Genomic DNA, 13,650 nt, shown 5'->3' on the forward strand with positions numbered 1-13,650 from the left:
CGACCCGGGGCCCGGCGTGCGCGAGTGCCGCACGCCGGGCCCCGGTCTCCGGTCGTCGGAGGTCAGTGGCGGGAGAACAGGATGGCCAGGGTGATCGCCAGGAGGGTCAGCAGGCCGGCGGCGACCATCGCGATCTGCCGGAGGTCGTCGCGCGGCTCGCCCTGCCGGTGGTGCGGCTGGCTGTAGAGCGGTCCGCGAGGTCGTTCGGGTGGCTCCGCGGTCGCCAACGGCGGGTGCGCGGGGGCGGCCGGACCGGGAGGGACCGCCGACTCGGCGGCACGTGGCTGCGCCGCCATGAGGGTCTGCGCCACCGGCGGCGGCCGCCGCTCCACCGGCTGCCCCGGTTGCCCCGGCGCGCCCGCCGGCGCTGTACCCGCCGACGGTGGGGACGGCTCGGTGGGCCGCTCCGCGGGGAACGCGGGGAGCGCGCGCGGTGCGGCCGTCCTGGACTGCACGGCCGCCGCCCCCGGCGGGCCCGCGGTGCCCGGAGCGCCCGGCGAGAACTCGTGCAGCAGCTGACGCCAGAGCTCGGGCGGCAGGTCCGGCGGCATCCCGGGGTCTGCCTGTTCCCCGGGAGGCGGCACCAGTCGGCGCAGCAGCTGGGCCTCCAGGCCGGTGTCGTGGCGGACGAGCTCGCCCAGCCACGCCCCGAGCGCCTTGGTGTGGCGCGGGTCCCGGGTGTGCGGGGCCACCGCCCAGCCGAACAGCCAGGCGGCCCGCTCCGCGAGTCTGCTGTCGTCCGCACCGGCGTGGCCGACCTGGTCCGGTCCGGCGCGGTAGAGGTAGAGGCGCTGGCGCAGGACTTCGGCGCAGAGCTCGGACTCCTGCTCCGCACTGCGCCCCTCGCGGCGCCAAAGGCCTTCGAGCAGTTGGTTGACCGCCCGGAAGGGGAGGGCCTCCTCGCGGAGGAGGTCGAGCACGGCCGGTTCGCTCAGCGCGGCGATCCGCTGCTGCAGGTCCTCGCGCACGGCGTCGGAGAGGTGGGGGACGATCCGCAGGAGGTCCGCGCGCAGCAGGTCCGGCGAGGGCGGGGGAGTGGTGACCGGTGCCGGTGTCTCGTACACCGGAGCCTGGTCGGGGTCGTCGGGCTCCTGGTAGCGGCCTCCCCCGCTGTGCGCGCCGCCGGTCCGGTCGCCGCCGCGGTCGTCGCCGCGGTTCTCGGCCCGGTCGACGGCCCTCTCGTGCGGCCGGTCGTGCGGCCGGTCGTCCGGCCCCTCGTGCAGCCGGTCGACGGATCGCTCGTCCGGCCCCTCGTACCGCCGGCCGTCGGTCCAGCCGTCGGCCCCGCCGGTGCGCCGGTTCCCCGACCGGTCGGGGCCGGACTGCACCGGGCGCTCGACCGGCCGGACGGCGGGCGCGGAACCGCCGCCGGGCCGCCCCGGCCGGACGCCGAGCACGGCCGCGAGCTCCCGCAACCGCGCCTCGGCGGGCATGGCCGCACCGTTCGCCAGCCCGCCCGCCAGCTCCGGCAGGCCGGCGGTCCGGGGGCCGTCCTCGACGGCGACGAGGCAGCGCTCCACCAGACGGGCCGCGAGCTCGTGCGCGAGGTCCGCCTCGGGGCGTCTCGGGTCGATGCGGTAGCGCGACCGCTGCTGCTCGGAGTCGGTCGACCAGTCCGCCACCCAGGTGATCATCACGTCATGACGGTCCGTCATGTCGTAGGTGGCGAAGGTCCACGAGCGCCGCGGCCACCGGATGCCGAAGATCTGGTAGAGGCCGGCGATGACGACGCCGGACCGGTTCTCCCGCGGCCAGCCCGGCAGGGCGTCGCTGCGCACCGAGAGGCGGTGTGCGGGGCGGCGCAGCAGGGCGGCGGTGGCGGCGGTGAGCGCCTCGCGGACGTCGGGCAGCTGGGCCAGCGTGTCGGCCCAGGCCGGCTCCGCGGCATCCCACAGGACGGAGATCGGCACCGGATCGCACCGGCCGGTCTCCTCCTCGGCGAACTCCGGCCGGCTCCACGACCAGTCGCGCAGGCCCAGGCAGGTCCTGGGCCCGAGGATCTTGGCCGGCCCGAGCAGGACGTGCGCGGCGGTGTTGGGCCGGCCGCCGGCGTCGGCGGTGGGCCAGCGCTGGACGAGGGCGGCCTCGCCGTCCTGGAGGACGGTGCGGACCACGCTGGGGCGCAGCGCGTCGTCGACCCGGAGCATCGGGGCGAGCTCGTGGGCGAGGTCCTCGGCGCGTTCCCGGGCGCAGGACCAGGCCGCGGCGGCGGTGCCGGATCCCCGCCGGCCCTGGTTGCCCTGCCAGCGGAACGCGATCTGGTCGACGCTGTCGAGGGGGCCGGTGCCGGGCGCGCTCATCGGTCCCCCTCCTCGCCGGCGCCGCCGTCGGCCAGCTCGACGATCCCGTGCATCGCGAGCAGTGAGATCAGGGGTTCCAGCACCCGCTGGGCCCGTACGCCCCGGGGGTAACGGCTGTCCTCCTGCCGGCCGCCGGTCGCCGAGGCCACGTGCAGGGTGCAGTGCAGGGCGGTGTCGAAGGGGCGCAGCCAGGCCTTGCCGGCATGGCGCTCCAGCAGTGCGTACACGTCGCGGCTCTCCTCGTGGATCCGTCGGCGGCTCAGCGGGGTGTGGCCCGGTTCGCCGAGCCAGCGGTCGACGGGGGGTTCGGACCGCAGCAGGTCGGCCTTGGCGACCACGACGGCGGACGGGACCGTGAGGTAGGCGCCGGTCCTGGGGATGCGGTCCAGGGCGGTGGCGAACGCCGGGTCGCCGTCACGGTTGACGTGTTGGCCGAGCGCGGTGCGGATGTCGTCGAGCTGGGCGAGCGGCATGGCGAGCGTCGGGTCGACGACGAAGACCAGGGCGTCGATGCCGAGCAGGAAGCGCAGCAGGGCGTCGGTGCGCAGCAGGTCCTCGCCGGCGAGGTCGAAGAAGGCCAGCGGGCGGATCCGCCCCCGCGCGTCGGTGATCAGCAGGGACTCGACGAAGCGGGCGGAGTCGCTGTGCCCGAGCCCGGCGGTGTGCGCGAGCACCCGCCCGTCGCGCAGCGGCACCACCCGGTTGTTGAGGAAGCTGGCGTGCTGTTCCGGGTTGACGGACTGCCAGCTGACGCCGTACGGCTTCAGCCGGTCGTCGGCGATCTCGGCGATCATCTGGGTCAGCAGGTGGCTCTTTCCGGTGTTGGACTGCCCGATCATGGCGACCGTGAGCGGGCGCCCGTTGGTCAGGTAGGGGACGGGGATGTGGTGCGGCGGCACGCCGGCGTTGCCCTGGCAGAGCTGGAAGGCGCCGCGCAGTTCGTCCGCGAGCAGCCGGGGGCTGCGCTGCGCCCCCAGGTCGTACGGCTGGAGTTCCTGGACGGCGTCGGGGGTGTAGAGGGCGGTCGGGTCGAAGCGGATCAGCTCCAGGCAGTACGGGCAGAGCACCTCGCCGGCCGCGGTGTCCGTGGTCGGCTCCGTGCCCGGCCCGCCGGCGTCGTGGCCGACCGCTCCGCCGGGCGGCGCCGCGCCGGCCGAGCGCTTGAGCGCGAGGGCCCGGTCGAACGCGGCCCGGTGGGCGGTGAGCCCGTCTCCGGCCAGCCGGGTGGCCGCGGGGGCCCGGTCGGGGGCGAGCAGGCCGAGCAGGACCGCCGGGGCGGGGCGGTCGGCGGCCCGGGGGGCGAACGAGGGCCCCATGGTGTGCGCGAGCGACCGGTGGTCGGCCAGGTCGGCCGGGGCCCGGTCCGGGTCGCCGGCCCGGCCGGTGACCAGGCGGTACATCACCTGCGCGGTGCTCCACAGGGCGTCGCGCGGATCGCTGCGGCCGATCCCGCCGCGCACCTCCGGCGGCGCGTAGGGCGCGGGGCCGCGGGGCGCGCGGGGCCGGCCGGTGTGCGTCACCGCGTCCAGGCCCCAGACCTGGATCTCCGAGCCGTCCCACCGGACGGTGGCCGGGGTGATGCCGTGGTGGACGAGGTCGAGCTCCGCCAGCAGGCCGACGGCGTCGACCAGGTCCCGTTCGATGATGCGCAGGTGGGTGCTGGGGAGGCCGTGCAGCTTCTCGGCGGTCCGGCCGCGCGGGGGCCGGTAGAGCACGAACGGCTCGGCCACGTCGAGCTCGTAGCCGATCACGACGGGGAACGGCCGGGCGGTGCCGGGGCTCCCGAACGCGTGGTACAGCCGCAGCGCGGTCGCCGCCTCGGTGTCGAGGGCGGCGCGGGCCGCCTCGCCGGCGCCGGGCGCGTCGGGGTCGGCGATCCGGACCTGGACGCACCGGACGCGTTCGTTCAGCAGCGCGTTGCGCGTCCGGTGCAGCCCCCGGGGCGACGGGCCGGCGTCGGAGCCGAACCTGGCCCAGGCGTGGCACCGCCTCCCGTCGGGATCGAGGAAGGACAGCTCGACGGGCTCGGCCCGGGCGGGGCCGCCGCTCTGCGGGCCCGGCCCGGGTGCGCTCACCACTGCTCCTCCTCGGTGTCGGACGGCGCGCCGTGCCGCGGCCGCACCGTCTCGACGACGCCGGCCCGCAGCGCGGTCAGCCGCAGCGTCCCGGCGTACCGGCCGGCCGCGGTGCGGACCTCCCGGCTCTCCTGGCGGCCCGCGGGCGGGGCGGCCACCGGGTCGGCGGCCGCATCGGCGGCGGAGCCGTCGCGGGCGGCCTCCGGGGCGAACCGGATCAGGGCGACGGCCGCGGGATTGCGGCTGAGCAGGTCCAACTGCTCGGCCGAGCTCAGCTGGACGACGCCCTGCCCGTCCGGGTCGACGGCGGCGGAGTCGGTGACCCGCCGGGCGTCGATGCCCAGCAGACCGGCGGGCCCGCTGCGGACGCGGTGCGGCGCGGTGAACGGCGGGGCGGGCAGCACGTCGTTGCGCCGCAGGTGGTCGCGGGCCACGCCGAGGAGTTCGCGGACCCGTTCGGCGATCCGCTCCTGCGCGGCGTCGCCGGCGTAGCCGCGCTCGACCGCGCCCCAGTACGGCTCCAGGGCGGTCAGGGTGGCGTCGGTGAGGTCGGCGGCCAGGGTCGGCACGAGGTCGGGACCGCCCTTGGCCTCGCCGCGTTCCAGCCAGCGCGGTGCGCCCGGGACCGGACCGGGAGCGGCGGCGGTGGAGGTGTCTCCGGCGGGGCCCGGACCGGCTTCCCCGACGCCGGTGGGCTCGTCCAGGTCGACGTCGAGCCGCGGGTCGGGCCGGGGCGGGACGCTGGTCCAGTCGTACTCGTCCTGCCAGGACGCGTCGTCGGCGGACTCCTCCGCGGACCCGTTCAGCCAGTCGTCGGCGCCCTCCTCGGCGGCGGGCGTCTCGGTGGCGAGGTCGCGCGTCGCCTCCGCCTCCGCGGCCTCGGCGGTCGCCCGCAGCACCCCGACCACGGACAGCGCGGCGTCCGCGCAGTAGCGCCGCTCCTCGACGGCCCAGCATTCGCGCAGGGCGCGGGCCAACAGGTCGTCCAGGCCGTTCAGTTCGTCCTGCAACGGGGTGACGCCGCGTTCGCGGCCCCAGCGCTGGGCGTGCAGGTGCCAGGCCCGCAGCAACAGGAAGGCCCAGCACCCGAGGGCGAGCAGCAGCCCCGCCACGGCCGCCCAGAGCGGAACGCCGGCCAGCTGCGCGGTCACGGCGGCCACGGCGGCGCCGGCGAGCGCGGCCGCCCCGAGCCGCAGGGCGTCCGCGGGCCGGGCCGGGCCGCCGGGCAGGCGGAAGCCGACCAGCAGCATGCCGAGCACGGTCAGCACGGGGACGACGAGGGCGGCCGCCGTGCCGGGCACGGCCCAGAGGCCGCCGACGGCGCCGACGAGCCCCGCCACGGCGAGCACGCCGTTGCCCGGCGGGTCGGCGTCCAGCTCGCGGTCCCGCGGCTCGGGCGCGCGCAACCGGTCGAGGTCGGCGAGCAGCGGCGCGTTGGACAGCGGCTGCACCTGCTCGGCGAGCAGGGCGAAGCGCTGGGCCACCGAGCGCAGCGGCAGCCCTTCGCGGAGCAGCCCCAGGGCGAGGCTGCGCAGGCTGTCACCGATCCGCTCGCCGCTCGTGCCGGCGGGTGCCACCGCCATCCCGAGCCGGGCGAGCCTGGTCGAGGACTCGGCGGCGGACTGCACGCCGGCCGTCCCGCCGTCGCTGCGCAGCACCTGCCCGACCACCTCGCGGTAGCGGTCCAGCGCCTGCCGGGCGCGGCCGAGCGCCGACTCCAGCTCGGCGCGGCCGGCGCCGGTGAGCAGGCCGACGGGGCTGCCGAACGTGACGAGTTCGGTCTCGGCGTCGGCCAGGCCGTCGACGGCCGCGTGGTGGGCACGGGCGGCCGCCCCGCCCTCCTCGCGCCGGCCGGGACTGCCGGTCGTGGCGCCGGTGACCAGCGAGGAGAGGGCGGGCGGCAGGTCACCGCCCGCGCGGGCGGTCGGGCCGGCCGGGGAGGCCGTGTGGGAACCGGCGAACCGCAGCAGCGCCTCGCTCCACGCCTGGCTGCGGACGTCCGGGGACAGGCCGTGCTCCAGGACGCGCAGCCCCGGAGCGGCGACCCCGTCGGGGAGGCCGCCCAGCACGTCCAGGGTCTCGTCGTACACCTCGGGGACGCTGAGCAGGTCGACCAGGACGGCCAGCGACTGCGGGTCGTCGGGTGCGGCCGGCTCCTGGAGGCCGTCGCCCGCCTGCAGGTCGCCGGCCCAGAGCAGACCGGCCTCGGGGCCGCGCAGGGTGGCGGGCCGGACCAGCCGGCGTTCGGCCGGGTACCCGTCGGCGGCCCTCGCCGGCAGGCCGCCCACCAGCAGGCAGAGCACGTGCACCCGGCCGGGGGTGCGGTAGCCCATGATCTGCTCGTACCGGGTGCGGTGCTCGGCCAGCCCGGCGGGGGTGTCGACCACCAGGAACCGCTGGTCGTGCGGTTGCGGCCGGCCCTGGCGGGCGAGCCGGACCGACACGGCGGCCCGCAGGTCGGCCGGGTCGGTCCCGGCGAGTTCGTCCGTGCGCAGGTCGAGGTGGACGACCGGTGCGGACTGGGGCAGGGGTGTGCTCACGCGGACTCACCGCCCCGGCGGCCCGCGGCCGGTCCGTCCGGGTCCGCGTCCCACCAGGACGGGCGGTACGGCGGCTCGGACGGCTTACCGGGCGGGTCGGCCCACTCCGGGGCCGGCGCGTGACCGCGGTCGCCGTCGGGCTCCGGGCCGTCGTGGGCCCGGCCGGCCCGCCGGTCGTGCTGGCCGTCGTCGCCGTCGTCGTACCGCCCGTCGTCGTCGTACCGCCCGCTGTCGTCGTACCGCTCGTCGTCGTACCGCCCGCTGTCGTCGTCGCGGTCGCCGTTTTTGCCGAACCGCCTGCCGTCGTCGTACCGCTCGCCGTCTCGGTCGCCGTCGCGGTCGCCGTCACGGCCCCGCCCGGCGCCGGGCAGGCCGCCCCCTTCGGCCGGCCGGACGGTGCCCCAGTCGTCCTCCTCGCGCACGGCCCGCGGCTGGTGGGCGGGCCCGTCGTCCTCGGCGTCCTCGACCGGGCGCGGCGACAGCTCGCCGCGCTGGATCACCTCCAGCAGCCTGCCGAGGTTCGGCTGGACGGCGCGCTGGTCGCCGAAGTCGAGCTTCAGCGCACCCGGCAGGGTCTCCGCCCAGAACTGCCACAGCGGGCGGAACCAGCCCTCGACCCGCTCCCCGCCGACCTCCCGGCGGGATCTGAGCATGCGCAGCTGCTGCGGTGCGACCTGCTCGACCAGCCGGACGAACAGCGGATCGGGCCGGCTGGCCGAACGCGACAGCCCGACCGGGCGGGCGCCCATCAGCCGGCTGCAGTAGTCCCCGACCGTCCGCTCGTCGTCCAGCACCGTCCAGCGCTCGTAGGCACGCAGCAGCTCGGCCCAGCTGGAGACGCCGTTCTGCTGCTCGCCCAGCCGCAGCCGCACCCCCGGCACGTCGGTGCCGCGCTCGCGGAACAGCCGCAGCCGGATCAGCTGCGGGGAGTCCTCGGGCCCCTCCAGCACGTCCACCTGGCCGTTCCACAGCAGGGAGAGCAGCCGGTGCAGCACATTGCGCCGGTCCGCCTCGGTGGACACCAGCCAGTCGTCCCGGTGGCCGAGGCGCTGGCGCCAGCGCAGCACGTCCTCGCTCTGCTCGTTGTCCTTCACCTTGGCCCAGTGGCGCAGCACCTTGCGGGCCTCGGGCACCTCGGTCAGGCTCATCTCGCTGCGGAACAGCACGACCGTGATGGACTCGGTGTCGACGCCGCGGAACTCCGGCCGCGCGTCCTTGGGCAGCCGCAGCTCCTTGCGCAGGAACGCCTCCACCTCGTCGACGTTCTTGACCCGCGGGTACGTCACCAGCGCCTTGAGCGGCCCGGTGCCCTCCGGGACGAAGCCGGCCGGCAGCAGGCCGGCCAGCTTGCGGCCGAACTGCTCCAGCGCCTCCTTGCTGACCAGTTCGGCGTCCTCCGCGCTTCCCGCCGCCGCGGCCAGCAGCACCCCCATGGACGGCAGCAGCGGACGCTCCTCCAACTGCGCGCCGCTCTCCGCGAAGAGCCGCTTGACGCCCGCCTCCACGACCGCCTTGACACCGCCGACCGCGCCGTCCGGGCTGCGCCGGCTCGCGGTGTTCGCGGCGCGCCACTCGTCGCCGCCGACCAGCCTCAGCAGCAGGGCGGCCTGGTCATCGGTGTTGGTCAGGCCCTCGCGGGCGGCGAGCCTGGTCACCAGGTCGTCGTAGAAGTGCTTCAGGTCGCGCTGCGGCGGCAGCAGGTAGGAGACGCCGGTGCGGTCCTCGTACAGCACCCGGGACTGCTCGGCGAACGCCCTCGGCTCCTGGTCGGAGTGCTTGCGGAAGGCCGAGACCAGGCGGCTCACATCGGCGTCCAGGGCCCGGGCGGTGGGCTCCCAGCGCTGCTGCTGGTTCTTCCAGCCGTCGTGCCAGAGCTGCCGGCTGCGCCAGCGGTACCAGGCGTTCTGGGCGCGCAGCACGGCCTGGACGTCCTCGTCCCCCCAGCGCGGCTGGGCCAGCCCGCCGATCCGGCGCTTGATCCTCGGGACGGACGGCGGCTGGTCGCGGGTGCCCGGCGGCAGCGCGGGCACCCGGGTGCGGTTGTCGAGCATCCCGAGGAAGCCGAGGCGGGCCAGGTCGTTCGCCTCGTGCGGCACGCCCTTGACGATCCGCTCGACCGTGAACGGGTCCACCGTCGCCAGCAGCTTGTCCACCGCCCTGCGGGGCGCGAAGTCCCTCGCCATGTCGGCGGAGCGCAGCGCCACCTGGCGGGCCAGGTTGGCGAGTTCGGCCTGCATGTCGCTCAGCCGGGCGGCCAGCGCGGTCTCGATCGCCGAGCTGCCGCGCGGCTCCGGGGCGAGCGGCTGCAGTTCGAGCGCCGGCCGCTCCAGCAGGTCCTCCAGGCCGGAGTCCGCGAACATCTGCTTGACCAGCTCCTCCGCGGACCGGTCGGAGCGGTGCGAACTGTCGCTCAGCTGCTCGACGGAGGCGCGCAGGATCCGGCCCGAGACCAGCGCGGCCAGCTCGTCCACGGGCGCGGTCATGGAGGCGACCAGGCTGGTGGACACACCCCGCCGGCCGATGCCGGACGGCGCCATCGCCGCCCGCTGCACCCCTCGGTTGATGAAGCTCGCGGCGAAGGTCTGGTAGTCGTCGTCGGCCCGGGCGCGGGAACTCTGCCGGCCGTCGCCGAGCTCGGTGCCGATCAGCGACATCACCAGCGACACCATGGAGCGCCGCAGGTCGTCCTGGCGGATGCCGGCGGTGCGGTTGAACAGGAAGGCGGTCGGCAGGATGCCGGTGCGCAGCCGGATCGGGGCGGTGTGCGGGTAGCGGATCCGCAGCGTCAGGTCCTCGTCGAGGTCGCCGAGTTCGGCGCCCTCGACGGGCGCGTTCTGCTCGTCCACCAGCCGGAACAGGTCCACCAGGGCGCGGGCGGAGTTCAGCTCCGCCTCGCGGCCGCCGCCGGTCGCCGGCGGGAACGCGGACGGCATCACCACCAGCGGGTAGATCTTGACGCCGTCGAAGCGCTTCTCCCGGAAGGCGTGGTTGATCAGGTAGAGGTAGTCCAGGAAGATCCCGGCGCCGGTGCCGCCCGCGACCGAGAAGGCCACGAAGACGTCGCAGCCGGACACCTGGCCGCCGCCGAGCTGGCTCAGCACGCCGCCCGCGCGCGCGAGCGCGTCGATGGCCTGCATCAGCGGCTCCAGCACCGGGTCCGGGCCGTTGCGCAGGGTGCCGAACAGCCCGGCCCGCCCGACCGTGGGCAGCTGCCCGGCGCCGTTCTTCAGCGGGGTGACGCGCGGTTCGCTGTTGCGCGGCGGCAGCCAGGCGGCGGTCTCGTCCGGGAGGCTGGCGCGGAGCATCTTGGTGACGTCGGGCGAGCTGTCGAAGTTCGGCAGCAGGTCGTGGGTGGCGCGCGAGGTGCGGCTGTAGGCGGCCCGCAGGGCCGGGTCGACGGTGGCGTGCGGCAGCCTGGCCAGGTCCGCCTCGCTGAAGTCGGCGTAGACGAACTGCAGGCAGTCCGGCAGCTGGTAGGGCGCCAGATCGCCGAGGTGGCCCAGGGCGGTGCCGTCGGGGCCGCACAGTTCGGCGCGCAGCCGCCGCTCCAGTTCGGCACCGACGAGGCCGCCGGTGCCGCCCAGGCCGACGAACAGCATCGGCTGGAAGATCTTCATGTGGTCCGCCTTCATCCGGCCGCGCGGGGCGGCCGGCTCGGGTGTGGCTGGGACGGTCGAAGGGACGGGACGGTCGAGGGGTGGGCCGGGCGCCGGACGGGCACCCGGTCACCGGGGGCGGGCGGGGTCACAGGTAGTCGGAGGAGACCGGCGGCTGGTCGGCGGCCGGTGGTCGCCCGCCGCCGCCGGCCGGCCGGTGCGGGCCGGCCGGCCCGCGCCGCCCGGCCGCGATGTCCAGGCTCAGCCCCTCCGCGAGCGGCACCGGGTGGCCCGCGTCGAGGCGGGAGCGCGCCTGCCGGCGGACCTCCAGCACCGCGCCGCCGTCCTGGTTGCGCTGCACCCGGTACGGGCCGCCGGGCCGTCGCACGATCCGCGGGTTCGGGCCGCCCACGCCGACCACGTCGAACTCGTACCAACCGCCCGTGCCGGCGGTCGCGGTGAGCTGGCCGACCTTGCGGCCGTCCGCGTCCAGCAGCAGCAGCGAGAGGCCCGCCGGGCTGGTGCGCGCCCCCCGCAGCCGGCGCAGGGTCAGCAGGACCACCACGGCCACCACCAGCACGATGCCGGTGATCAGGCAGGCCCACCACCACCGCTCCCAGAAGGTCGGCGGCGGGGTGACGGTCAGCGACAGCGGGCTGTCGACCAGGACCCGGTCCCGGTCGGAGGTGTCGACCAGGGTGGCCTTCCCGCCGAGCCGCAGGTCACTGCGGTCCAGCAGCCCCCGGAACGCCTTCGACCCGCCGGCGGTCAGCGTGACGTCGACCCGCCGGGACTCCCCGGGCGCCAGGACGATCTGCCCGGGCTCCAGCGCCAGCAGGCCCGCGGAGCTGTCCGTGACGGCCAGCCGCAGGGTGTGCGCGACGCCGTCCCCGTTGTGCAGGGCGACGCTGCCGGCGACCGCGTCCCCCGGGTGGATGCGCCGGTCGGTACCGCCGTCGAGCGTGAGGGACGCCGTCACCAGCGGCACCGCCGGGGCGACCAGGGTGCCGGCGGAGCGGTCCTCGTCGGCGATCAGCCCGGCCGCGGTGAGGGTGCCGGAGGCCTTGATCCGGCCGGTCGCGGTGGCGGGCACGGTGACCGTCCCGGTGAAGGTGGTGTCGCCGCCCTTCGGGTCCGGGGCGACGCCGTCGTCGGCCAGCTTGATCGGTACGGGGGCGAAGCCCTCGCCGGTCAGGCCGGCACTGACGCCCAGGTCCTTCAGGTCCTGCGGGTCGGTGATCCGGAAGCCCTGGCGGGTCTGCAGCTTGAGCGTCACCACGGCCTGCTCGCCGGCCCGCGGCGAGGGCGGGGCCATGGTGATGGAGCTGCGCAGCGCACCGCGCCACAGGACGCTGACGGAGGCCAGTTGCGCCCGGTGGTCCGCGGGGGCGTCCAGGTGGATCCGCCACTGTCCCGGCAGGGGGTCCGTGATGCGCAGCGACTCGACCGACTGGTTGTGGCCGGAGAGTTCGAACTGCGAGACCGGGTCGGTGGTGGTGCCGGTGATCTCGCGGCCGGAGGGGTCGAAGTAGGTGGCGGTCACCTGCGGGTCGCCCTTGTCGACGACGATGCTGCCCACGGTGGTGAGCGGGGAGATCCGCACCTGGAGGTCGATCGGCGGGCGGCCGCTGCTCCCGGGGGTGGTGCGCAGGCAGTGCGCGGCGGCGAAGGCGGTCTCCAGTGCGCTGCCGACGGTGGCGGAGTCCGGCACCACCGAGGCCCGGGGCCTGGCGTCGGGGAGGTTGACGCAGCCGTCCTGGAAGCCGCCGGCCGCCATCCGGTCCAGGGCGGCCCGGTCGATGTCCGCGCCGAAGCCGAGCGGCCAGACCTGGATCCCGGCGGCCCTGGCGGCGGCGAGCGCACGGCTCAGCGCCTCCTCGCCGGCGGCGGCGCGGTGGGCCGGATCCCCGTAGGCCGGGCTGTCGCTGACGTCGAGCTTGCCGTCGGTGAGCACGAACAGGACCCGGGGCGTGGCCGGGTCGGTCCCGGTGCTGAGCCGGCTGACCCCCTGCAGCACGGCGTTCGGGAAGTCGGTGCCCTGGCCCTCGCCCGGCGCGCGGCTGTGCAGCTTGCCGATGCACGCGCCGATCCGGTCGCGGCCCACGGCGTCCAGGACGGTGGGCGGGCAGACCTCGTCCACCGGGTGCTGGGAGTCGTTGTCCGCGCTGGCGAAGCCGAACACGCCGATGGTGGAGGCGGGGTGGACCTCCCCGAGGGCGATGCGGACGGCGGCGGTCCGCTCGCGGTCGAGGTCGGCGGGCTTGAGGCTGCCCGACTCGTCCACGGCCACCGCGTAGTTGACCGGGCCGATGGCCGCCGGGGCGGCCGCGCCGGTGCCGGGCTCGTCGGCCGCGGCCGGGCCGGGCGGCAGACCGGCGGTGAGCAGGACCGCCGCGGTGAGCGCTGCGGCCCGCCCGAGGCCGCCGGCGGCGCGGCGGGGCCCGCGGGCCCGTGCACCGGTCGTGCCGCGCCTGCGGAAGGGCGCGAAGGGCAGGTGTTGCACCGTCATCTCCTCTGGATCAGGGTGCGTTCGTCCGGCCGCCCGGTGGCGGGCCGTCCGAAGGGGCGGGGCCGGGCGCTCAGGCGAGCAGGAGTCCGGCGGTGGCGAGGACCGAGCCGGGCGCCAGGCAGGCGACTCCCCAGCGGATCCAGCGGTACTTGGCGGCGAGGATGGTGCTGACGTCGACGGCCTGGACCAGCAGCCAGTCGAGCGGGTCGCGGCCGGCCGCGACCACCCGGCCGGCGAGTGCGGCCCGGCCCCCGGCGGCGATCAGGTCACCGAAGAAGGTGACCCCGTCGCGGTCGCGCAGGGTGCCGGTCCGGGGCAGGATCGCCCGCACCAGCGCCGCCGTTCCGGCGGCCCAGAGCAGGCCGCCGAGCGCGAGCAGCACGGCGGCGAGCGGACCGGGCCGGTCGGCGGGCCAGCTGCGGCCCAGCAGGAGGGCGGGCAGGCCGAGGGCGGCGGTGAGCAGGATCGAGGACTTGGTGTCGGCCCGGCCGATGTCCTCGCGGACCGCCGCCAGGAGGCGGTCGGCGACGAAGCGGGCCTCGTCCGGGCCGTGCGCGGGGGCGCGGTGCGGGGCCGCGCCGGTGTCGGTACCGGCGGTGGCGTCGGAGTCGGAGTCGGTGTCGGTCACGG

General features: G+C 76.7%; 6 protein-coding genes. All 6 read right to left on the reverse strand.

Features of this window, described 5'->3' with window-relative positions:
• Nucleotides 1-62: 62 nt before the first annotated feature.
• Entirely contained in the window at nt 63-2,300 is a 2,238-nt protein-coding gene (locus tag ACWDRR_RS01965; RefSeq protein WP_449770213.1) for a hypothetical protein, read from the reverse strand.
• Nucleotides 2,297-4,375: a hypothetical protein gene (locus ACWDRR_RS01970; protein WP_449770214.1), complete on the reverse strand. Its 2,079-nt coding sequence runs from the start codon at nt 4,373-4,375 to the stop codon at nt 2,297-2,299. The genes ACWDRR_RS01965 and ACWDRR_RS01970 overlap by 4 nt, the downstream gene beginning before the upstream one ends.
• Nucleotides 4,372-6,915 (reverse strand): hypothetical protein, encoded by a 2,544-nt coding sequence (locus ACWDRR_RS01975; RefSeq protein ID WP_449770215.1) that lies wholly within the window; start codon nt 6,913-6,915, stop codon nt 4,372-4,374. Before ACWDRR_RS01975 ends, ACWDRR_RS01970 begins: the two co-directional genes overlap by 4 nt.
• A complete protein-coding gene (locus ACWDRR_RS01980) occupies nt 6,912-10,532 on the reverse strand; it encodes a tubulin-like doman-containing protein (RefSeq protein ID WP_449770216.1) in 3,621 nt (1,206 codons plus the stop codon). The genes ACWDRR_RS01975 and ACWDRR_RS01980 overlap by 4 nt, the downstream gene beginning before the upstream one ends.
• Nucleotides 10,533-10,659: 127 nt before the next feature.
• Nucleotides 10,660-13,014 carry a VWA domain-containing protein gene (locus ACWDRR_RS01985; protein WP_449770217.1) on the reverse strand — a complete coding sequence of 785 codons (2,355 nt, stop codon included), beginning with the start codon at nt 13,012-13,014 and terminating at the stop codon, nt 10,660-10,662.
• A 76-nt stretch (nt 13,015-13,090) separates the two neighbouring features.
• Nucleotides 13,091-13,648, reverse strand: a complete 558-nt coding sequence (locus ACWDRR_RS01990; protein WP_449770218.1) for a Pycsar system effector family protein — start codon at nt 13,646-13,648, stop codon at nt 13,091-13,093.
• Nucleotides 13,649-13,650: the final 2 nt, after the last annotated feature.

Source organism: Kitasatospora sp. NPDC003701, assembly GCF_053587085.1.